General features: G+C 38.1%; 24 protein-coding genes. 12 read left to right on the forward strand and 12 right to left on the reverse strand.

Annotated features, from left to right (window positions below):
- The first annotated feature begins 63 nt into the window (after positions 1-63).
- The 7 genes from AAEY68_RS09155 (at position 64) to AAEY68_RS09185 (ending at position 5,609) form a co-directional block, all read left to right on the forward strand.
- A complete protein-coding gene (locus AAEY68_RS09155; protein ID WP_007580303.1) occupies positions 64-1,563 on the forward strand; it encodes an RNA polymerase factor sigma-54 in 1,500 nt (499 codons plus the stop codon).
- Between the two features lie 25 nt (positions 1,564-1,588).
- On the forward strand, positions 1,589-1,876 hold the full coding sequence (gene hpf / locus AAEY68_RS09160; RefSeq protein WP_007580301.1) for a ribosome hibernation promoting factor: 288 nt from the start codon (positions 1,589-1,591) through the stop codon (positions 1,874-1,876).
- A gap of 4 nt (positions 1,877-1,880) precedes the next feature.
- A complete protein-coding gene (gene ptsN, locus AAEY68_RS09165) occupies positions 1,881-2,333 on the forward strand; it encodes a PTS IIA-like nitrogen regulatory protein PtsN (RefSeq protein ID WP_024590190.1) in 453 nt (150 codons plus the stop codon).
- Between the two features lie 18 nt (positions 2,334-2,351).
- Positions 2,352-3,197, forward strand: a complete 846-nt coding sequence (gene rapZ / locus AAEY68_RS09170; RefSeq protein WP_010554269.1) for an RNase adapter RapZ — start codon at positions 2,352-2,354, stop codon at positions 3,195-3,197.
- A gap of 42 nt (positions 3,198-3,239) precedes the next feature.
- Positions 3,240-3,512: an HPr family phosphocarrier protein gene (locus tag AAEY68_RS09175; protein WP_002957937.1), complete on the forward strand. Its 273-nt coding sequence runs from the start codon at positions 3,240-3,242 to the stop codon at positions 3,510-3,512.
- Between the two features lie 130 nt (positions 3,513-3,642).
- Complete coding sequence (gene mgtE / locus AAEY68_RS09180; RefSeq protein WP_010554268.1) at positions 3,643-5,001, forward strand: magnesium transporter; 1,359 nt, start codon at positions 3,643-3,645, stop codon at positions 4,999-5,001.
- A gap of 56 nt (positions 5,002-5,057) precedes the next feature.
- Entirely contained in the window at positions 5,058-5,609 is a 552-nt protein-coding gene (locus AAEY68_RS09185; protein ID WP_350585844.1) for a protein disulfide oxidoreductase, read from the forward strand.
- A gap of 192 nt (positions 5,610-5,801) precedes the next feature.
- Here AAEY68_RS09185 and AAEY68_RS09190 read toward each other — a convergent pair whose 3' ends face one another.
- Both AAEY68_RS09190 and AAEY68_RS09195 read right to left on the reverse strand, forming a co-directional pair.
- Positions 5,802-7,967, reverse strand: coding sequence for a YgiQ family radical SAM protein (locus AAEY68_RS09190; protein ID WP_350585845.1), 2,166 nt, complete (start codon positions 7,965-7,967; stop codon positions 5,802-5,804).
- A gap of 130 nt (positions 7,968-8,097) precedes the next feature.
- Positions 8,098-10,287: a bifunctional diguanylate cyclase/phosphodiesterase gene (locus AAEY68_RS09195; protein ID WP_350585846.1), complete on the reverse strand. Its 2,190-nt coding sequence runs from the start codon at positions 10,285-10,287 to the stop codon at positions 8,098-8,100.
- Positions 10,288-10,398: 111 nt separating this feature from the next.
- On the opposite strand from AAEY68_RS09195, the gene AAEY68_RS09200 reads away from it, so the two are divergent.
- Both AAEY68_RS09200 and AAEY68_RS09205 read left to right on the forward strand, forming a co-directional pair.
- Positions 10,399-10,980, forward strand: a complete 582-nt coding sequence (locus AAEY68_RS09200; protein WP_007580289.1) for an SRPBCC family protein — start codon at positions 10,399-10,401, stop codon at positions 10,978-10,980.
- Positions 10,949-11,836, forward strand: a complete 888-nt coding sequence (locus AAEY68_RS09205) for a TIGR03899 family protein (RefSeq protein ID WP_024590186.1) — start codon at positions 10,949-10,951, stop codon at positions 11,834-11,836. Before AAEY68_RS09200 ends, AAEY68_RS09205 begins: the two co-directional genes overlap by 32 nt.
- 33 nt (positions 11,837-11,869) lie before the next feature.
- Here AAEY68_RS09205 and AAEY68_RS09210 read toward each other — a convergent pair whose 3' ends face one another.
- The 10 genes from AAEY68_RS09210 to AAEY68_RS09255 form a co-directional block, all read right to left on the reverse strand.
- The gene (locus tag AAEY68_RS09210) at positions 11,870-12,649 is read right to left on the reverse strand and encodes a TIGR04219 family outer membrane beta-barrel protein (protein WP_350585847.1); all 780 of its coding nucleotides are present in this window, start codon (positions 12,647-12,649) and stop codon (positions 11,870-11,872) included.
- Positions 12,650-12,652: 3 nt separating this feature from the next.
- A complete protein-coding gene (locus AAEY68_RS09215; RefSeq protein WP_350585848.1) occupies positions 12,653-13,639 on the reverse strand; it encodes a DUF2333 family protein in 987 nt (328 codons plus the stop codon).
- A gap of 8 nt (positions 13,640-13,647) precedes the next feature.
- Positions 13,648-14,157: a copper chaperone PCu(A)C gene (locus AAEY68_RS09220; protein WP_024590184.1), complete on the reverse strand. Its 510-nt coding sequence runs from the start codon at positions 14,155-14,157 to the stop codon at positions 13,648-13,650.
- A gap of 79 nt (positions 14,158-14,236) precedes the next feature.
- A complete protein-coding gene (locus AAEY68_RS09225) occupies positions 14,237-14,563 on the reverse strand; it encodes a hypothetical protein (RefSeq protein ID WP_010554260.1) in 327 nt (108 codons plus the stop codon).
- 171 nt (positions 14,564-14,734) lie between these two features.
- Positions 14,735-14,941, reverse strand: a complete 207-nt coding sequence (locus tag AAEY68_RS09230; protein WP_008172691.1) for a PspC domain-containing protein — start codon at positions 14,939-14,941, stop codon at positions 14,735-14,737.
- Between the two features lie 9 nt (positions 14,942-14,950).
- Positions 14,951-15,631: a PspA/IM30 family protein gene (locus AAEY68_RS09235; protein ID WP_197159589.1), complete on the reverse strand. Its 681-nt coding sequence runs from the start codon at positions 15,629-15,631 to the stop codon at positions 14,951-14,953.
- A 243-nt stretch (positions 15,632-15,874) separates the two neighbouring features.
- Complete coding sequence (gene dusA, locus AAEY68_RS09240) at positions 15,875-16,807, reverse strand: tRNA dihydrouridine(20/20a) synthase DusA (protein ID WP_007580273.1); 933 nt, start codon at positions 16,805-16,807, stop codon at positions 15,875-15,877.
- A gap of 676 nt (positions 16,808-17,483) precedes the next feature.
- On the reverse strand, positions 17,484-19,160 hold the full coding sequence (locus AAEY68_RS09245; protein WP_350585850.1) for a methyl-accepting chemotaxis protein: 1,677 nt from the start codon (positions 19,158-19,160) through the stop codon (positions 17,484-17,486).
- Positions 19,161-19,216: 56 nt separating this feature from the next.
- On the reverse strand, positions 19,217-19,708 hold the full coding sequence (locus AAEY68_RS09250) for a hypothetical protein (protein ID WP_231613045.1): 492 nt from the start codon (positions 19,706-19,708) through the stop codon (positions 19,217-19,219).
- Between the two features lie 435 nt (positions 19,709-20,143).
- Positions 20,144-20,764 (reverse strand): MarC family protein, encoded by a 621-nt coding sequence (locus AAEY68_RS09255; RefSeq protein WP_101216903.1) that lies wholly within the window; start codon positions 20,762-20,764, stop codon positions 20,144-20,146.
- A 95-nt stretch (positions 20,765-20,859) separates the two neighbouring features.
- Between AAEY68_RS09255 and AAEY68_RS09260 the strand changes: the two genes are divergently transcribed.
- The 3 genes from AAEY68_RS09260 (at position 20,860) to AAEY68_RS09270 (ending at position 22,265) form a co-directional block, all read left to right on the forward strand.
- Entirely contained in the window at positions 20,860-21,297 is a 438-nt protein-coding gene (locus tag AAEY68_RS09260) for a transcriptional repressor (RefSeq protein ID WP_007580267.1), read from the forward strand.
- A gap of 75 nt (positions 21,298-21,372) precedes the next feature.
- Positions 21,373-21,840, forward strand: coding sequence for a chemotaxis protein CheX (locus AAEY68_RS09265; protein ID WP_007580265.1), 468 nt, complete (start codon positions 21,373-21,375; stop codon positions 21,838-21,840).
- A complete protein-coding gene (locus tag AAEY68_RS09270) occupies positions 21,837-22,265 on the forward strand; it encodes a secondary thiamine-phosphate synthase enzyme YjbQ (RefSeq protein ID WP_165721147.1) in 429 nt (142 codons plus the stop codon). The genes AAEY68_RS09265 and AAEY68_RS09270 overlap by 4 nt, the downstream gene beginning before the upstream one ends.
- Positions 22,266-22,571: the final 306 nt, after the last annotated feature.

A 22,571-nucleotide genomic window follows, 5' to 3' on the forward strand; every position in this document is an offset into this window, starting at 1 on the left:
CGCCATGTCTTTAAGCATCTGCTAGTATTAATTATAACAACATAAAAGGATTGTTAGAGATACATGAGGCAATCACTACAGCTGCGCATGGGCCAGCAACTTACAATGACTCCACAGCTGCAACAAGCTATTCGTTTGTTGCAACTCAGTACATTGGATCTCCAGCAAGAAATACAAGAAGCTCTCGACAGCAACCCGCTATTAGAGGTTGAAGAAGCAGACTATTCAGAAGACGCTGCAGGTAAAAACGAGCAAAAAGCAGATACAGATGACATAACTGTTAGCGCATCTGCCGATGATGCTCCAAGCGAATACGAACAAGATAGTGGTGAAGCACTTGCAAAAGACACGCTAAGTGACGACATGGCTATGGATGTTAGTTGGGATGAGTACATGAGTGCCGCCCCAGCAGCATCATCGGGTCCGATGCCTGAAGACGAATCAATATACCAAGGCGCCTCTACTGAAACGCTCCATGAGTATTTAATGTGGCAGTTACAACTAACGCCATTTAGCCCTACAGACGAAGCTATTGCTATTGCTATTGTAGAAGCCGTCGATGATTCAGGTATTTTAACACTAAGCTGCGAAGAGATTTTAGAAAGCTTTAATCAAGAAAACGAAGATGATAACGAAGTCGAACTTGATGAAATTGAAGCTGTATTAAAACGCATCCAACTGTTTGATCCTGTTGGTATTGCTGCACGTAGTTTACAAGAGTGTTTGTGTATTCAGCTAAACCAGTTTGATAAAGAAACACCTTACATTAATGAAACAAAAATGATTTTAACCGAGCATATTGATTTATTAGCTGCTCGTGACTATCGTACATTAATGAAGAAAACTAAGCTCAAAGAAGAAGAGCTTAAAGAAGTAATGACATTAATACATACTCTTAGCCCTAAACCTGCAGATACTATTGTAAGAGAAGAATCTGAGTATGTTATTCCTGATGTGTCAGTTAAAAAAATCAAAGGCCGCTGGGTTGTTGAGTTAAACCCAGACAGCATGCCTAAAATTCGTGTTAATAGCCAATACGCGGCAATGTCTCGCACTGTAAAATCCAGTGGTGACAGCCAGTTTATTCGCTCGCATTTACAAGAAGCTAAATGGTTTATTAAAAGCTTAGAAAGTAGAAACGACACGCTATTAAAAGTAACAAATTGTATTGTTAAGCAACAACAAGGCTTTTTTGAACACGGTCCTGAAGCCATGAAACCAATGGTTTTAAATGATGTTGCTGAAATGGTAGAAATGCACGAATCAACAATTTCGCGCGTAACAACCCAAAAGTATATGCACACACCCCGTGGTATATTTGAGCTTAAATATTTTTTCTCAAGCCATGTAAGCACCGAAAACGGTGGTGAATGTTCATCTACAGCAATCCGTGCGCTTATCCGAAAATTAATCGCAGCAGAAAATTCAGCAAAACCATTGAGTGATAGCAAAATAGCGGATATATTGGCTGAGCAAGGAATTAAAGTAGCGAGACGTACAATCGCAAAATACCGCGAATCTCTGGCTATTCCACCGTCAAATCAACGTAAAAGTTTGATTTAAGACGCAAAAAAAGAGGGTAATGCTTATGCAACTAAACTTAACTGGTCGTCACGTAGAATTAACCGATTCACTAAGAGACTATATTAATACCAAATTTGCGAAGCTAGAAAGACACTCTGATCATATTAATAATGTTCATGTCATTCTCGATGTAGAAAAATTAAATCAAAAAGCAGAAGCCACCATACACGTAAGCGGTGCTGAGCTATTTGCCTCTACAGAACATCAAGATATGTATGCCGCCATTGACTCGTTGATCGACAAGCTCGATCGACAAGTAATTAAACACAAAGAGAAGCTTGCTCGACACTAATATGATGAAATTAAGCTCACTTATATGCCAGGACTGCAGCAAAGCTGCGGTCCTTTTTAATAGCAAAAAAAGAATTTTAGAGTTCATTAGCGAACTTGCTCACGACAAACTTCCGTATTTACCGCAACAAGATATTCTTAATGCTTTAATGAGCAGAGAGAAACTCGGTAGTACAGGTATAGGGCGTGGCATTGCCATTCCTCATGGAAGAATGAGCGGTGCAGAAGAGCCTTTGGCTTTAGTACTCGTTAGCGAAACTCCAATAAATTTTGATGCAATCGATAATCGCCCTGTTGATATTTTCGTCGCACTCATCGTACCAGATGGCGATAACCAGCAGCACTTAAAGACTCTAGCAACCATTGCTGATAAACTAAACAACAAAGATTTTTGTAAACAGTTACGCAGTGCAAAATCAGATACTGAGCTTTACCAAGTTATTGTCAATCAATCATAGTTTTATAAAGGGTGTTAAATGGAGTTAATTATCATAAGCGGCCGCTCTGGTTCTGGAAAGTCGGTTGCTTTACGCGTTGTAGAAGATTTAGGTTATTATTGCGTAGATAATATTCCAGTTAACTTGCTTCCTTCATTAGTTCGCAGTGTGTCTGATAGCTATGATAAAATTGCTGTTAGCATTGATGTGCGTAACATCCCTAAGCAACAAGATGAATTTAACGATATTCTTGAATACTTGCCTGGCTTTGCAAAACCTACTTTATTTTATTTAGATAGCGACGATCAAACATTGATCAAACGTTTTTCTGAAACTCGTAGATTACACCCACTATCAATTGACTCGTTGCCTCTTGATTTAGCCATCAAAAAAGAAAAAGAATTACTTGATGTATTAATCACCCGCGCCGACTTTATGATAGATACAACTGATTTAAGCGTTCATCAACTTGCTGAATCTATTCGTGAAAAGATTTTAGGTAAAAAAGATAAGCAACTGATTGTCACGTTTGAATCGTTTGGTTTTAAATACGGTATACCAAAAGAAGCAGATTACGTATTTGATGCACGCTTTTTACCCAATCCACATTGGGAACCTGAATTAAAACCTTTAAATGGGTTAGATCAACCTGTTAAAGATTATTTGGCCAATCACAGCATAGTGCAAAAATTCACATGGCAAATTCAAACATTTGTACAAACATGGTTACCGCACTTAGAGCGAAATAACCGCAGTTATTTAACCATTGCCATTGGGTGTACAGGCGGACAACATCGCTCTGTATATTTAGCGCAAACTATCGGTGAAAGTTTTGCAATGACACATCCCAATGTGAAAATTCGCCATCGCGAACAAGAAAAATAATATAGCTGAATAATCACCTGTTCAGCTTAGGTAGAGTAAGTTATGCATTGTGAAGACACTTTTTTAATAAAAAACAAATTAGGATTGCACGCCAGAGCAGCCACAGTGCTTGCCCAATTGGCAGTGCAGTTTGATGCGACAATTACATTATTTCAAGATGACAAAGAAGCTGCAGGCGATAGCGTACTTGCATTAATGTTACTTGAAAGTAGCCAAGGCAAAGAAGTAAAAGTTGTATGTAAAGGCCCCGATTCTGAGCAAGCTTTACATGCTGTTGGAGAATTAATAGCACAACGTTTTAATGAACAAGAATAAACAGTTATAAAAATAATGCTCGCATTACTAATGCCCCAACTAAAACAGATATATAAAATAAATACGGTTAGTGACGCCAGTTAACTCACCTCTCCCCATAAAGTAATATAAAAATTTATAAAGGACGCCAATGCCTGAAGCTTTTGAACAAGATTACCCACTACAGCAACTAAAACAGGTGACTAAGTCACTCAATAGTGGTCAATTTGTTCAAGTTAGGCGCATGCTCGCAAAAACAGCTCCTTGTGATACCGCATTATTATTAGAATCATCACCACATAAAATTCGCCGACTCCTTTGGCAGTTGGTTGATCCTGATGTGCAAGGTGATGTTCTTGAAGAACTATCAGAAGATGTTCGTTTAGGCATTATTGCCCAAATGGAACCTAAGCACATTGCAGCCGCAACCGAAGATATGGGCCACGATGACTTAGGTGAAGTATTACGTAGTCTGCCAGACACCGTTTATAAAGACGTTGTTAGCGCGATGGACATTCAAGACCGTGAGCGTGCAACACAAGCACTTTCGTATCAAGAGCGTTCTGCTGGCGCGCTAATGAACACCGATACGGTGACCATTCGCCCTGATGTTACGCTTGATGTTGTACTTAGGTATATTAGGCTACGTGGCGAGTTACCAGAAGGTACCGATGACTTGTACGTTGTTGATAAGCATAACTGCTTTATAGGCGCTTTATCGCTGAGTACATTATTAACTAACCCGCCAGAAAAGATTGTTCGCGATTTAATGGATGAAGATTGTGAATCCATTCCAATCTCAATGGATGAAAGTGAAGTCGCGCAATTATTTGAACGTCATAATTGGATATCGGCCCCCGTAGTCGATGATAACGATCAGCTCCTTGGCCGTGTCACTATCGATGACATCGTTGACGTAATCCGAGAAGATGCTGAGCATAGTTTATTGGGCTTAGCCGGCCTTGATGATGAAGAAGATACCTTTGCGCCAGTACTAAAAAGCTCTAAAAAACGCTCAGTTTGGTTAGGTGTCAACTTACTAACTGCACTTGCAGCTGCTTTTGTAGCTAGCTTTTTTGAAGGCACTTTAGATGTTTTACCTATTTTAGCTGTACTTAACGGTATTGTCCCTTCTATGGGCGGTGTTGCAGGTAGCCAATCATTAACGCTTGTTATTCGTGGTATTGCGGTAGGCCATATAAATCAAACTAACCAACGCTTTTTAATGATGAAAGAGCTTGCTATTGGCGCGTTAAACGGTGTTTTGTGGTCGTTGTTAATAGCAGGTGTTATTGCCCTATGGCAATGGGATTTTATGCTTGGTGGCGTACTCGCCTTCGCTATGTTTATGAACTTAGTGGTGGCAGGTGTTGCTGGTGCGAGTATCCCTATTATTCTTAAAAGAATGAATATAGACCCAGCACTTGCAGGGAGTGTGGTGCTAACCACGGTGACAGATATTGTGGGTATATTCGCCTTTTTAGGTACTGCTACTTGGTTGCTGGTTTAAATTAGAAACCTTTGCAAATAACTAAAGTAAAAAACACTTAGGGTAAAGCTGCAACTATGACAACGGATATCAAAAATAAAAAAGACACACCTAAAAAAACGCCAAAACAAAAAGGCCTATCAATATTAAAAAGTGTGTTGATATATGGTTTCATATTTTTCGTAATTTATAACGCTGTAAATTGGTGGCGACAACCTGTTATGCCAGCAAATCCTCAATTACAATTAATAGATTATAAAGGGCAAAACATTGATTTGTCAGCAATGGGCCAAGATAAACCAACACTTGTCTATTTTTGGGGAACTTGGTGCCCTATTTGTAGCATTACCTCCCCTTCCATAAACGAACTCGCAAACGAGAATAACTACCCTGTCGTGAGCATCGCAATAAAATCAGGCTCGGATCAAAAACTACATGAGTATCTAAATGATCATGGCTACAGTTTTACCACTGTCAACGATCAACACGGTGAGATATTTGCCGATTGGCAAGGGCAAGTCACGCCATCTTATATAATCTTAAAAGATAATAAAATGACGCAAGGGCTAACAGGCATTCAGCCGTTATGGTCACTTAAATTACGTTTGTGGTTATCATCAACGTTTTAAGAAAAAACTAACTGCAAGTATATAGGCACTAAATATGTGCTATCTCAAGAGGGGTTTCTAAAAGCTCGCTCTTTATCACCTACAATAATATAGATAATAAAGAGCAAGGTTTACTTAATTTACGTATTAAAAAGGTTTTAAAAAACCTTAGCGTAATTAAACTAATCTACTAGTTGTTATTAGATTGAATCACTAACGTGTACTTTGACGATTACCGCCTACTTTTGGTTTAGTGTTTGCCTTTTTAAATTGGCTAAAACCGGTATGTCGCGTTAGTGCAGGACGTCCGCCTTTACCTGCTTTTTCATCACGCCCTTCTTCAGGCACTAAACAGTTAGGCCCTTTACCAATTAAATTAGCTTTACCCATTTTACGCAGTGCTTCACGTATCATCGGCCAACCTGCTGCATCATGGTAGCGTAAAATAGCTTTATGTAATCTACGTTGGCGAGCACCTTTAGGTACTGGAACAACTTCTGTATTGTTTTTTATATTACGTAAAGAGTTCATTTCTGTGTGGTAAATAGTCGTCGCATTAGCCATCGGTGATGGGTAAAAATTTTGTACCTGATCAAGCTTAAAGTCGTTTGATTTAAGCCATAAAGCCATGTTTACCATGTCTTCATCTTTTGTCCCTGGGTGAGCAGATATAAAGTAAGGAATTAAATACTGCTTTTTACCGGCTTCTTTAGAGTACTTATCAAATAATTCTTTAAATTGATCGTACGCCCCCATACCTGGTTTCATCATTTTTGATAATGGACCATCTTCTGTATGCTCTGGCGCTATTTTTAAGTAGCCACCTACATGATGCGTTACTAATTCTTTAACGTAACGCGGGTCGCGTACAGCTAAGTCGTAACGAACACCAGAAGCAATCAATACCTTTTTGATACCCTTAACTTCACGTGCTTTTTTGTATAAGTCTATTGTTGGCGTATGATCTGTATCCATATGCTTACAAATTTCAGGATACACACATGATAAACGTCTACAGGTACTTTCTGCCTTTTTGCTAGTACAACGCAGTTTATACATATTTGCCGTTGGGCCACCTAAATCAGAGATAACACCAGTAAAACCGGGTACCTTATCTCTAATCTGTTCAATTTCTTCAATAATTGATTCTTGCGAACGACTTTGAATAATACGCCCTTCATGCTCCGTAATTGAGCAAAACGAACAACCTCCAAAACAGCCGCGCATAATATTAACTGACGTTTTTATCATGTCGTAAGCAGGAATTTTAGAGTCGCCGTAACTTGGGTGAGGAATACGCTGATACGGTAAACCAAACACAGCATCCATCTCATGTGTTTCTAATGGGTATGCTGGCGGGTTTACCCAAATAGAACGATCGCCGTGTCGCTGAAACAGTGCTCTTGCACAACCAGGATTTGTTTCTTGATGTAGAATACGCGAAGCGTGGGCGTATAAGGGTTTGTTAACACTTACTTGCTCATAAGCAGGTAACTTAACGTAAGTTTTTTCCCATGGCTTAGGTCGCGCAGGCTGAACCATAATCGGTTTTGCAGCTTCTGCCTTTAAGTCTATACCCGCTTGTTTAAATTCAGATTTACTACAGCCAACATCATCAGCGCCGTATGGATTTGGAATAGGGTCGATTTTACCAATTTTATCTATAGCGGTGGAGTCACTTCCACGCCAACCTGGTAAAGGTTCTTTTCTGATAACAGCCGTGCCGCGAATATCTTGAATAGTATCCATTGTTTCGCCTGCGGCAATACGGTGTGCAACTTCAACTAACGGACGCTCTGCGTTACCGTAAATTAAAATATCAGCTTTTGCATCAAACAAAATACTACGACGTACTTTTTCTTGCCAATAGTCGTAATGAGCTATACGACGAAGACTCGCTTCAATACCGCCAATAACAATTGGGATACCTTTGTATGCTTCACGGCATTTTTGCGAGTAAATCATTACGGCGCGATCTGGACGTTTACCACCTACGTTATCTGGCGTGTAAGCATCATCGTGGCGCATACGCTTTTCAGCTGTATAGCGATTGATCATCGAATCCATGTTGCCAGCTGTTACACCAAAAAATAAATTCGGTCTGCCTAGTTCCATAAATGCATCTTTAGAGTCCCATGCTGGCTGGGCAATAATCCCCACTCTAAAGCCTTGCGCTTCAAGTACACGGCCAATTACCGCCATACCAAAACTAGGATGATCGACGTACGCGTCGCCACTAATTATTATTATGTCGCAGCTATCCCAGCCAAGTGCATCCATTTCTTCACGTGTAGTTGGTAAAAATGGCGCGGTGCCATAACATTCAGCCCAGTATTTAGGGTATGAAAATAAGGCGCGCTTAGCTTTGAGTGTGCTCATAATTGTGGCCGTAGAATAACAAAAGGCGCGAATTATACCCTACTAAATTGTTTATATATACAAAGTAGTCAAAGCATATCGCGCCTTAAATTCTAAATCGTTCATTAGCTTAAATAATAAGTTAATCTTTTTAGCGTTTATTTATAAATTCTATTAATTCATTTTCAGGCATGGGTTTAGCATACATAAAACCTTGTACTTCATCGCATCCTAAATTTTTTAAGAACTGGGCTTGCTCTTGTGTTTCGACCCCTTCAGCAATTGTTTTTAAGCCCAACTTAGCACCAAGTGATATAACTAAGGCAGCAATAGCGCCAGTGTCGTCATTTGATAAATCTTTAATAAATGCACGATCTATTTTCAACCGATCCAAAGGTAAACTTTGAATGTAACTCAGCGACGAAAAACCAGTACCAAAGTCATCAATAGCAACTTCCATTCCGAGTTCTTTTAGCTCGCTTAGCGTACTAATAACCGTTTCCAGCTCATCCATTACTACGCTCTCGGTGATTTCTAATTCTATGTTTTTTGGCTTAACACCATATTTTAACAATGTATTTTTAACAGTTTGCGCATAACCTTTTACTTTAAACTGTGGAACAGAAACATTAACTGCAATACAAATTTCTGTGCCCATATTTTCTAGGCGCTTTTGCTGTTGGCAAGCTTGTTCTAATACCCACTGCCCTATATCAACAATTAAGCCCGCATCCTCTGCAAGTGGCACAAACACAGCCGGCGATATATACACGCCATCACCTGCCGGCCAGCGTAATAATGCCTCACATCCAATTAGTGATAAGTCATCTAGTGAAAGTTGAGGTTGGTACCATACCTCTAATTTATTTCGAGCAAAGTCATGACGTAACTGCCTAATGATCCCTATCCGCCAAGCCATCTTATCTTGCATATCAATATTGTAATAAACACCTTCTTTATGCTTTGCTTTTTTAGCTTGGTCAAGTGCAATATAAGCAACTTTCAGTGTATCAATACCGCTACTTTGAAAGTCTTGTTGTTGGCATAAGCCCACTCTAAAATCGATAGGGAGTAAATGTTCTTCTGCGTAAAATGAAATACCTAATTGCTCATTCAACTTTTTTAAGTCAAATTCGTCTTGGCGAATAATAAAACCAAAAACATCAGCGCCAATACGTGATAGTAATTTAGCTGTTGGGTAATTTTCTCTTAACCTTTGCACAATGCCAATTAATACTTTATTGCCGACCTCTTGCCCTAAGCCGTTATTAATATCTGCAAAATTAACTACATCAAGTAATACAAATACATGATCGTTCACGTGTGGCTTTTGATAACTCACCACACGCTCAATAAAGTTAGTACGATTTGAAATACCAGTAAGCACATCTTTATAAGCAGCATCTCTTAACTTTACAAATAACCTTATGTTATCAAGTGCTACACTTACATTAGTTAAGAAAATTTCAGCAAATTGTAGCTGTGCTTGTAAGGGAATGTGGTCGCACTCTATATATAAAGCCGCTTTTCGATGCTTACTTTTTAATATAAATGTTGAACTTGAGTCTATGTGTTGGTGCTTTGACAAACCAAAACACGACTCAACTTGTTCAAATACTTTGCTATCAACATTAATTAATTTTTTACCAAAATAGCTTTCGTAATGCCCGCAACCACCTAAGACCTGAATAAAATCATCGCCATCTAACTTACTGCAAACAAGCCCTCTAGGTGAACATTTTAAAATAATACTCATGTGCTTGATGATTTCTTTGCATAATTGCTTAACATCAGTAAGTCCTAAAATAGACTTTGATGCTGAAACAATCGTGTTCATTGCATCACTTTGATATTCAAGCTGACATACCTGCTCGTATGAGCGAATAGCGGTTATAAGCGAAGTTACTAACTTAGAACGAGTCAGCTCTGTTTTCGTTTTATAGTCATTTATGTCGTATTCTCGTATTACTTTTTCTTCTGGTGTAATACCTGCTTGCCCTGTTCTTAAAATAATTCTTACATGTTGATTATTTAATTCGTCACGCACCCTTTTTACAACCTGCAAACCGGCATCGTCAGTTTCCATAACAACGTCTAAAAAAATAACCGAAATATTTTTATTTTTAGCTAGCACTTCTATTGCTTCTGCACCCGAATAAGCATCGTGAAATCGCAAGCCAGCCCCTAAAAACTCAACGCCAGACAAAGCTAATTTTGTTACAGAATGAATCTCAGGTTCGTCATCAACAATTAAAATATCCCAAAACTTAGTCTGCTCAACAACAGCATCGTCTTCAAAATCTTGTTCAAAAAATAAAAAATCGTTTTGATCTGACGACATTCGCTCTCCTAAGTAGCAATCAATAAATTATTTTTGGTTTATAATCTAATTCATACTATAGTCGATTAATAAAAAGTTGTTGTATTTCAACTTGAAAAACTAATAAAAGGTGTGCTTATTAAACCATTAAAAATATTAATCAAATGCGTACTGTTATTACTATTAGTATTGGCACTGGTAGGGCTAATACTGCCTCAAAGTTATAGTGTAAATAAAACAATCGAAATTAATGCCAATCTTAAAGTAATAAAGCCGCTTATCACCGACTTTAGCCAATGGCAAAAATGGTCTCCATGGGAAAAAGTAGACCCCAGCATACGTTTTACTTTGGGCGAACCCAGTTCTGGCCTAGGGGCTCATCAGTCTTGGAAAGGAAAATGGGGGTATGGTGAAATGATCATAACTTCGGTAAGCCAAAATAAAGTCAGCTTCAACATACTTTTAAATGCTGAGCATATTATTAGAGGCACTTTTAACCTTAGCGAGCAAAACGGTATAGTTACGTTAATATGTAATATTAAAGGTCAAACAACTGCTCCTTTAATATCTGGTTACACTGCAATTTTGAGCGAGTACGTACTCAGTAATACAGTTTCACTGGGTTTAAATAACCTTCAAACTGTTGCACAGCTTAGTGATCCACAAAGGATAATGCACAGTCATGACAGTCAAAACAGCACAGGCGAGAATTAATCTTGCCAACATCATCGAGTCCTTGCTTGGTTACCCTATAACAAAAGTAGGTAGTAACGGTGTACTACCTACTAACGAGCAAAGTTACGATATTAAGGGCAAAATTAAGCCGCTTTATCATATCAACAGTGAAAACTCTGTTTTAGCTCGCGCTCAAAAGCGCCAAGATTTATTACTCATTAAACAACAACAAAATATAGAATCAATTTTAGCAGTGGCTATGGGATTTTGCCCTGATGTAGCAAGTAGTAAACAGCCCGATGTTGATTGGGTAGAGCATTTTATAGCTCTGTGTGAAGATACTTCTAATGAATCAATGCAAATTTTATGGGCAAAAATTTTAACAGGAGAAACACTCAATCCTGGTACGTTTTCAATTAAAAGCCTACAAACTTTAAAGCATATGACACAGCGAGAAGCAGACTCTTTGCAAAAATGTGTGTCGCTCTCAGGCTATAACGAAAAAGACGACAGCCACTTTATATTACTCGGCTTTTACAAAAAACCATCGTTGTTTGATTTGCTACGAAAAGGCAATAAAGTATCTTTAAATTTAGGAAAAACGGGTATTAGCTTTCCTGATATTTTAACGCTCATGGATCTTAATTTACTGTATAGAAAAGAAATTGAATCTGCAGTGCTTAAAGCGGGGCAAGAACTTACCCTTTCATTTTTATCGCAAAAAGTAACGTTAAAAGCAAAGAGTAGTGATTTGGTATTAAGCTATTACAAATTTACTCAAACAGGTGATGAGCTATCTAAACTCATTAATTTCCCTGTCAATAAGGTCTATAAGCAACTGATTAATAATGCGTTGGAAGGAGAGTTTGATTTAGCGTGGCACGCTATAAAATAATATGCCACGCTTTGTTCAATTAGAGGAAACTAATTAAAAATGAACCTGAATACCCGCAAATGGGCCAGATGCATCAATATCAGTTGTAATATCATCTACATCATCAAGCTCTAATATCATAGAGCGGTAACCTGCTTTAATAGCAACATCTACCGCTAAATTATCAATAAGTTCATACGCTACGCCTACTTGATAATCTTGTACTTTGCTATCGTCAATAGCCAAAAAGCTACCTTCAAAAAATACACTTAAACCAGTGAATGGCAAACCTGCTTCGGCGCGGCCATATGCAAGAGGAACAAAACCAGAGAAGTCTACAGTTTCAGTTTGGGAAACATCTCGTTCATCTTTATCATATTTATCATACTCTACTGTAATTTCACCGTCGAACTGCTTAACATTTAAACCTAAGTCAATTGAGATTAAATCGTTATCAAAAATTTCGTAGTAAAAAATATAATCGGTATGTGATAAATCACTAACCGTATTTACTTTTCTACCTTTAGCAAAATTACTGCCATTAAAACTAAACGTATCATCAATAACCGCATCACCATTAAGTTCAAGCTCTGTATACTTTAGCTTAATATTTGGAACTAGCGGCACTGGGTGCTCAAGTGCTGCGTAGTAACTTACAAATGTTTCATCTTCAAAATAAAAATTTTGAGATTGTTTATCCTTATAAGAAAATTGACCATCGTTATCTGACTTCCACCCATCAACACCTACGTATAAACCTAGTAGAGTGTCAGCTTGCGCTGCGGGTGCTAAACATGCCATTGAAAGGGCTGCTGCTAAACAATACTTTTTCATTTTTTATCCTTGAGCTAGTAGTTCGCTAAGTTCGATTAAAGCCGCATTGGCTCTAGAAATATAATTTGCCATAACTAAAGAGTGGTTAGCTACATAGCCAAAACCATTCCCGTTTAAAATAAGCGGGCTCCACACTGTTTCTTGGGTTGCCTCAAGTTCACGTATAATTTGTTGAACACTTACACGCGCATTTTTCTTTTCAAGCACATCATTAAAGTCATACTCTATCGCTTGTAAAAAATGCAGTAACGCCCAAGTAGCACCGCGCGATTCGTAAAACACATCGTCAATTTTTAACCACGGTGTTCTAACTTGCTGCTGCAGTGGAGCAAGCGTTGCTTGTTTATTAGATGAATTACCCGCTAAGTCAGTATTCACTTTCTCTTGGCCAACACTCGCACTTAAACGCTGGCTTAAGCTACCCAAACGTTTTTCAGCTTCTTTAAGCCAACTACGTAAGTTATCTGCTCGTGCGTAAAATTGGCTATCGCGTTCATGCTCATTGGCAATTTGTGCACGATACACCATTAAATAATCAATACCTTTTTGGTACTCACCTTCAGCACTTGGCCACGCCCATGCTTCAGAGCTTATATTAAACTGTGGCTGCGCCTTTTTAAGTGCTTCATGCTCAGTTGATTGTGATTGCGAACGACTAAAATCTTTTCGCATTGAAAGTGATAAATCACGCACCATTTCAAGTGCGCCATATTCCCACGCTGGCATATCATCCATAATAATACTTGGCGGTATCACATCATTTGATAAGTAGCCACCTGGTTTATCAAGCAAAGTGCTAGCAACTGTAATAAGCGTTGATGTAGTTACATAACCCGTTACTATTTTTTCATTATGAAGCTGCGCTTGCTCTTTCGCGTTTGCAACAACATCGAAACGTGCAGGCTCTGTGCTCCAATAAACAGCAATTGCGTAAAATATAATAAGCAGTAAAACAACTATTCCTGCTATTTTTCCTTTGTGTTGCGACATGTGTACTCCTAGTGATGAGCGTGTTGAGTAGATGGTTTTGACTGCGTAGCTTGCGCTTCAAGCGACACGACTTGAGCATTAGTGAACAAGCGATTACCGTCACTAAAATATAGCGTGAGTTTGCGTTCTTGCCCTACTTTTAATGGCTCTTGTGGTTCAAATACCATTAAATGATAACCCCCAGGTTGAAAACTGACACTTTCGTGCGCTTTAATTTCAACTGATTCAACTTGTTGCATTTTCATCATGCCGTCTACATGTGAATGCTCGTGTATTTCAACACGCCCTAAGCCATCAATAGTTGCCTTAGTTAAAGTTGCTGCGGCTCCACTGTGATTTATCAGCGTTAAATAACCTACAGTTGAAGTACTGCCAGGTAAAAACTCTCTAATTTGCGCGTTAGTTACTTCGAGCACAGCCACATCAGAACCATGATCATGCCCTGAGTGCGCCGCCAACGATGACGAAAAAAAACTAAATATTAATGCAGAAGCCATCGAAAAACATAGTTTCGTCATCATTCTTATCCTTATGAAAACTTTAAATTACAGGCTAAATTTAACATAGTTAACCTATAATAGTCAGTCAAATTAAGGATTAAGAGGCTACTTTTTTGTTATCGGCAACAAGCCAGCACAACACTGCAACAAATAGTAACGGCCATGCAATCATTATAGATCCGAATAAAAGCGCTAAAACAGTCCCTGCTAATGCCACTACACCCGCACCCACTAATCCCATAGTAATTAAAGCCACTACCGCCACTACAGCAACAATTGCGGCCAAAGCACCTACAAGCTCGAGCCCAGCCCAGCTAATATCAGCAATCCATAACGGCAACTGCCAAGAATCAATCTGCACAAACGTTATTAAATCAGTAAACAGTAATAAATAGATAATTACACATACTGCCAAAGCTTTCATAGTAATTCTCCTTATACCAACCGGCTTATATATGAGGTCTATTTAACGATAATAAAATTGCGCTATAACTAGGCAAAAATTTTTATATCTAGTGGTTCTAAATAAAAAATTCAACAACGTTATAGAGTGATTTAATTCGTTAAATTGTTCAAACATTTATGCCTGTTGGTATTAATACTCTTTATTTTCAAGGCAGCAATGCGCTATAAAATAACCAAGTGCAATTGCAAACGGAAAACTCAAAAATAATAAAATAGTAACTACGCGTGTTGCCCATACAGGAAAGTCCAATCTATGAGCTAAACCACTACACACACCCGATATTTTTTTATTTAGAGTATCTTTATACCAACCTCGTTGACGATTAAAGCTGTTCATAGCAATCTCCTAAGCAGTTTGTTTTAAATTAGTATTTAAGTCCGCTTTTAAGCGAGCCAGTTCAGCATCAATTTTTTCATTTTTAACTAACGACTCAATTTGGGCACTCATAGAGCTTGCTGTATCAGTCAGCTCATAAGCCTCTACTTGAGCTTCAATACCTTCAACACGCTGCTCTATTTGTTCAAAACGAGACAACGCATGAGCTACTTTATCGCTTTGTAGTTGCGTACTGATTCGCCCTCTAGCAATAGCAACATTATGACGCTGCATTAACTGAGCTTGCTTAGTTTTAGCCATAGCCATTTTTTGCTGCAGACGCTCACAATCAGACTTAATTTTTGCAATAGACTCTTGCAGTGTTTCTAGTTGAGTTTGCTTCTTTTCAATGCTTTCGTTAACGCGCTGCTTTTCAAGTAAGGCAGACTTAGCAAGGTCATCACTGCCCTTCTCAACCGCACGTTCTGCTTTAATTTGCCAAGCTGCTAATTCTGTTTTTTTAGTATCAATTTGGCGATTAATTATTTTCTCTTCACACAATAAAGCGGCTGCTGTACTACGGCACTCATTCAACGCATCTTGCATCTCGGTAAGCATCAAGTTTAAAAGTTTTTCTGGGTCTTCTGCTTTATCAAGCATAGCGACAATGTTTGATTGAATTACATCATTTACGCGGTTAAATATTCCCATGGTATTCTCCTGTTGATTTTTAATTAATTTCAACAAGGAGAGTCCAAGAGTTGTGCCAAGTTCATCAAAAAAAAATAAAACACTTAAAATCATAGTGATAAACAACAAGCACTCTAGTTTTTAGTGACTTCCAGCTGAACAACATAGAGTGTAATTGGCCAATAAATTATGATTTTGACTAATATTTAGGATCAAAAAAGCCACTCGAAAGTGGCTTAAATTTAGAATTTTTAAAGCTAAGCTTTATTCTGGTACAAAGCTTAATGCTTTATCCATTACCAATAAATCAGCTTGCTTACCATGACCACTTTCAGAAAGGTGGCGTCTAAAACCTCGTGCACCAGGCTGCCCCTGAAAAATACCGAGCATGTGACGTGCAATATGCCAAAAATTAGCACCCAAACGCATTTCTTCTTCAATGTAGCTGTACATTGAGCGCACTACGTCGTGGCGTGATTGTGTGTTTGCAGCATCACCATAAATTTTCTCATCAACGTCATTGAGCATAAATGGGTTACTGTAAGCTTCACGCCCAATCATTACACCATCTATATGTTGTAGATGTTCTAGGCTCTGCTCAATTGTTTTAACACCGCCATTTAGGCTTAAGTCTAGCTGCGGATAATCTTTTTTAAGTTGATAAACACGTGGGTAATCAAGCGGTGGGACTTCACGATTTTCTTTCGGGCTTAAACCATTAAGCCATGCTTTACGAGCATGAATAATAAAATCATCACATCCTACTTTATGAGACGCCTCAATAAGCGCACATAAAAACTCATACGAATCTTGCTCATCAATACCAATACGCGTTTTAACAGTTACAGGAATACTTACTTCGCTTTTCATTGCTGCAACACACTCAGCAACTAATTGAGGTTCAGCCATTAAGCATGCGCCAAATCGACCATTTTGAACTCTGTCTGACGGGCAACCTACATTTAAATTTATTTCGTCATAACCACGCTCACCTGCGAGCTTTGCACATTGCGCAAGCGCTTTAGGATCAGAGCCACCAAGTTGCAGTGCAACTGGGCCTTCGTGTTTATTAAAATGTAAGTAGTCGCCTCGACCAAATAAAATAGCCCCTGTGGTTATCATTTCAGTATAAAGCACAGTATGTTTAGTCATTTTGCGATGAAAAGTACGACAATGGCGATCAGTCCAATCAAGCATTGGTGCCACAGAAAAGCGTCTATCCAAAGTACATTTATTCAAAGCAAACCTCAGGGTATTAAAGTTATTAAGCACAGCTTAAAAGGCGCTGCATTTTACACAAAAGCCTAGCGAGCATCAATGTAAAGAAAACACCTAAAAACCAAAATAATAATCTACACCAATTAAAATAAACCATATGACTCTGCTAAAGCCCATTTACCTGTGAGGTTAAACTTTCAACAGCTATGTTTATTTTTAGGTAAGGCAAAGTCTACGTGATGTGGCTATCCCTATAAATAGGCGATAACGCAGTATAAATACCAAACAGATGTTGCCCTTTGGATTCGCCCTTGGGGCGATTTACCTTTGTAGCCTACATAGGTTTAGATTAGGGATATTAACAGAACACAAAAACTTTGCCCCGTTTTTTAGCGAGCCCACAAGGTTACAAACCTCACGCCGCGATTAATTCCCCTAGATAAAACAAATCTTAAAACTGAAGATTTAACAGGCTCAATATATTAACGCGACTATTATTGATTAATTTGTCTGTGCGGCAATAATGAAACTAATACAACTGCAGCAAGACAAGCACATAACCATATTTCATAAAGCGATTATCTACCTTAGGCATATATATTTTTTGACGAGCAATAATTCGATTCCATTAACGCCGCTAAGCCAAAAATATAATTTAAACTTTAAATTTATTTAAATTCACTCTTAAATTTGCGATGTATCGGGCAATACTTTCATTCGCTTCTGATGTATTTTTTGCACCTGTAGACGTTTCTATTGCAATGTTAGTAATATTAATCAGGTTTTGATTTATTTCACTTACAACAGCAGATTGCTCTTCTGCTGCGGTAGCAATCTGTAAGTTTAAGTCTGTAATTTCATTAACAGCAATGGCTGAGTTGGCAAATATTTCTGACGTTTGAGTACTTTTTTGCAGGCACTCGTCAGCACTATTAATGCCTTTATTCATACTAATAACCGCATTTTTAGCTTCGCTTTGTAAGCGAGTAACAAGTCCTTGTATATCAATGGTTGAAACCTGTGTTCGTTGAGCAAGCGCTCTCACTTCATCCGCAACTACTGCAAAGCCTCTACCAGTATCACCAGCGCGTGCAGCTTCTATTGCCGCATTTAAAGCAAGTAAGTTAGTCTGTTCGGCAATACTTTGTATTGTGTCTAAAACACTACCAATGCTGTTCGTTTCAGTAACAAGGCACTCTATTACAGTGCTTGCTTCATCTATTTCTTGAGCTAAACGCTGAATAACAACTTTTGCCTGTGAAGCTTCTAATTTCCCCTTTGATACACGCTCTTTAACTGCTTCAGTTACGTCCGATGCATTTTGGGTATTACTAGCAACCTCTTGGGTAGTACAATTCATTTCCTCTACAGCGGTTGAAACCATTTCTGTCTCAGCTCTTTGCATTTCAACATTAACGACTGTTTCTTGCATTACAGTTACAGCAAACTTTGATGATTCATCTAATTGAGAGAGGTGTATATTAGCCTCGTTTATTGTTTCTCTTAGCATTAGTAAAAATTTATTAAATGCTCTCGCTGTATCTCCAGTTTCATCACCAGCGCTCTCGTCAAGTTTTAAAGTTAAATCACCATCGCCATCAGCTATTTCAATCAATCTATTTTTTAGCTTATTCACTGGTAAAGCAATTGCTCGACTGATCAAATATGATAAAGCAACGCCAACAATGACGGAGAATATAAATATATAAAGAATAAAATGAATACCTTGTTTCTCATCATTTTCAGCTTGGAGCGCTGAATTTAAGGTAAATTGTTGGATCTGGGACAGTAAAGCTATAAGCTTTTTATCGAACTTATCTTCCGCAACCTCTATTGATTTTACTTTATTACTCACACTAGAAACGGTCTGCGTTTTAGTCATCTCAATAACATCACTAATACTCACAGCAATACTTTGATACTCTTTATTTAAAAGCTTTAAATCGCTCGCGAGAGACTTAAAACTCAATTTCGCTTTTTCACTATGCAATTTATCAATTGAGTCAGTGACAAATTTTTCTGACTTATCAAATTCACTCTTAATTTTCTGTGTTAATGAAGTGAGTTTTTGCTCAATTTCTGCATTGTCACCCTCTGGATTTAAACTTACCTGTAATAAAGCTCGCTGAAATAATATTGTCTGTTCTAATTTATGTTCAGACATTTTAGAAAGCATATTGCTAAGCGGTATATCTCGCTCAGCTATATCAACTAGCTCTATACCAATTTTATTCATTTGTATTAAAGATATAACTCCGATCACAAACATTAGTAGTATTTGTGATACCCCTAGAAGGTATATTTTACTTGTAATAGACATTTTATTTAACATTTCAGACCTCTTAATAATTTAGGTTTAACCTAACTCTACAGTTACAAGTCAACACATTAAAAAGGTCTGGTAATAGCTAAACCCACAACAATTGCTTCTTCATTATCAATAAAATCAACAGCTATAGTGGGTGCAATTCCAAAATCTCCTATATGAAAATCATAAGCAGAACTTATGCGGTATAAATTTTCATTATGAGGGTGAGCTCCGCCAATTCTCTCCTCACCATAGCCCACACCTAAACGTATACTTTTGGTTGGATGATAATAAAGCGAAGCCAAAGCTACAGCAGTACCATCGCCATGATGAGCATCGTTTGTACGCTCAAATATCACCCCAGCGCCCCAAGCTTGAGTAAACTTATATTCATATTCAACACCAAACGTAAACTCAGTCTCACTATCAAAATGTGTAGTACCAATAAAAAAACCAGGAATATGCTTTACCTCATCACTGGCTTGAGCAATTGGAGCTAAAAAAGTTAATAAACATACCGTGAGCTTTACAGTTTTATTTTTCATAATTTTCTCTTTTAAATAAGGAAACAAAAAAACTCCCACACTACATCACCGTCAGTATTCCTTATAACAAAGCTAAAATGTAATAACTAAATAAACTGTTAAAAAAAATTTATTTCATATGTGGGGCAATATCACTAGTAAATATAGGAAGGGTTGCTTACTTAGTAAAATTTTTTATGAAATCATTCAAGACTATAAATGACGCAGTTTTATTTATATGAAACATGCTTATTTTTGCTGGGTGGGGTAACTCTTATCACTAATCACGATAGCAACATAGATTGAGGGCTATATTAATACCTATTCTCTGTACAGCACTCTATAGAAAGAAGTAAGGGAACACTTAAAAAACGTTGAGAGGAAGCTACGAAGATATTAAGTCGTCATTAGATCATAATGATCGCCAAAAAACCAGAACAGCAATATAGCGTAACGCCTTGCACCTCTAAGTAGGGACTACTTTTAATTAAATACCTGCAAGCCAAAATAATGGGCTATGCCATTTAAAATATTGGTAACCGCAACCGAGCTTAAAATAAGCCCCATAATTCTACTTATTATACTTGCACCACTATCACCAATTAATTTATGTACATGCGTTGCAAGCAGTAACAAAACCAGTACAACCGCTAATACAGCAAGCATCATTGAAGACGTTAGTAATTGCTCAACCCAGGTATATTCTTCATTACGAGTCATTAATACGGCGCCTAACATAGCGCCAGGGCTCGCGATAGACGGAATCGCAAGCGGAAAAATAGCGGTTTCAGTGCTGTCGCGTACACTTTTAATTTCGGCTTCAGGTTTACTTTCACCAAATATCATTGAAAGCGCAAAAATAAGTAATATGATACCGCCGGCTATTTGAAAAGCCGAAAGTGGAATTTCAATTGCGTTAAGTAATTGCTCACCTGCGAGTACAAAAAATAAGAGCACTAATGCAGATACGCCTACCGCTTTAAATATAACTTTACGTTTAAATTTCTCATCATCACCACGTGTGACTGCAATAAATACAGGTACAGTGCCAATGGGGTCAATAACCGCAAAAAAGAAAATAAATATAGCCAATAGTTCGTGCATTACTGGGTTTCCTAGGTAAAAAGCGCTTAATAAAAACGCTGCAACTACAACACAGTATGTTAGTATATCACGGTAGCATAAGGATAAGAGTAATGATGAATATAGAATCACTCGTAAGTAAAGCAAAACAAGTTTGTGACAACCGTGGTGCGCGTTTTACGCCTATCCGCGAGAAAGTATTTCGTCTATTAGCCAGTGCACAAGGTGGTGTTGGTGCATACGATTTGCTTGAGCAATTAAAAGTAACTGAAACAGGTGCTAAACCTGCAACTATTTATCGTGCATTAGACTTTTTAGCTGAACTAGGTTTTATTCATAAAATTGAAAGCACAAATGCATTTATGCTGTGCCATCATTTTGATCATATTCACCCGGTACAATTATTAATTTGCGATACATGTGGCTTTGTTAAAGAATTACACTCGAGTGTAATTTCGCATGAGCTTAATAATCTAGCTGCCGAAGGTGGCTTTGTCGTATCAGGGCAAACAATAGAAGCACATGGTAAATGTGAATCTTGCAGAGCATCATAATCCTTCAAAGTTATCCTTAGTGACTATACTCAAACTATATAGTCATTTCACAGAACAAATTTAAGAGTAGCCACTATGAATGTAGAATTCATCAATCCTTTTTTATCTTCTTTAATTAATGTTTTAAGCACTATGGCTCAAACTCAATTGAAGCCGGGTAAACCTCGCATTAAAACTGATGAGATAGCCTGTGGTGATGTATCAGGTTTGATTGGTATGGTTGGCCCGCAAACGCGAGGATCATTTTCAATTACATTTGATGAAGGATTAGCATTAACCATCATGGAGCGTATGCTTGGCGAACGCCCTGATACCATAGATGAAGAAGTTACCGATATGGTTGGCGAAATAACCAACATGGTAACTGGTGGTGCTAAAAATTTACTTGGCGAGAAAGGCTTCGACTTTGATATGGCAACGCCTATTGTGGTATCGGGTAAAGGTCATACAATTACTCATAAAAGCCAAGGTAAAAAGATCATCATGCCATTTAGCTGTGACGCAGGTAATGCAAACATTGAAGTTAGCTTCGATAAACTATGAGTTGGCAGCAAAAGCAAATTACATTAAAACCTCGCCTGCGAGGTTTTCATATAATTGATGGCGAAATATTATCTCAACTTCCTGAACTGGCGAGTTACAAAATAGGCTTGTTACATTTATTTATTCAGCATACCTCAGCGAGCCTTACAATAAACGAAAATGCAGATCCCACTGTTCGTATGGACATGGAAAGCCATTTCAATAAATTCGTTCCTGAGCGTCAACCTTACTACCGCCACGATTATGAAGGTGATGACGACATGCCCGCGCATATTAAAACCAGTACGTTAGGCTGCGAGCTAAGTATTCCTATTTCAAATGGTTATTTAGCGTTAGGTACATGGCAAGGCATTTATTTAGGTGAACATCGTAACTCAGGCGGAGCTAGACGTATTATAGCAACTATTCAGGGGGAGCTATTTTAACAAAAGCTTCAGGTTTCAAAGTATTAGCTCTTCTGTACCTCACTCATACCTCATAACTTCAAAGTACGACACCTTTCTTGTGGCGCTGAGCTCGCGCGAAGCGATAGCTTCTAACAACCAAAACTTCAATGCTGAATATTGCACATAGAATAAAGTAGATAAGAGAGATTTTAAATTATAATTTTATTTATGATTTTTAATATAGAAAATTTTGAAAGGATATAAAAAGATTGGAGCGGTACACGAGGCTCGAACTCGTGACCTCGACCTTGGCAAGGTCGCGCTCTACCAACTGAGCTAGTACCG

Source organism: Pseudoalteromonas sp. RB2-MNA-CIBAN-0110, from assembly GCF_040309305.1.
Classification (GTDB): domain Bacteria; phylum Pseudomonadota; class Gammaproteobacteria; order Enterobacterales; family Alteromonadaceae; genus Pseudoalteromonas; species Pseudoalteromonas arctica.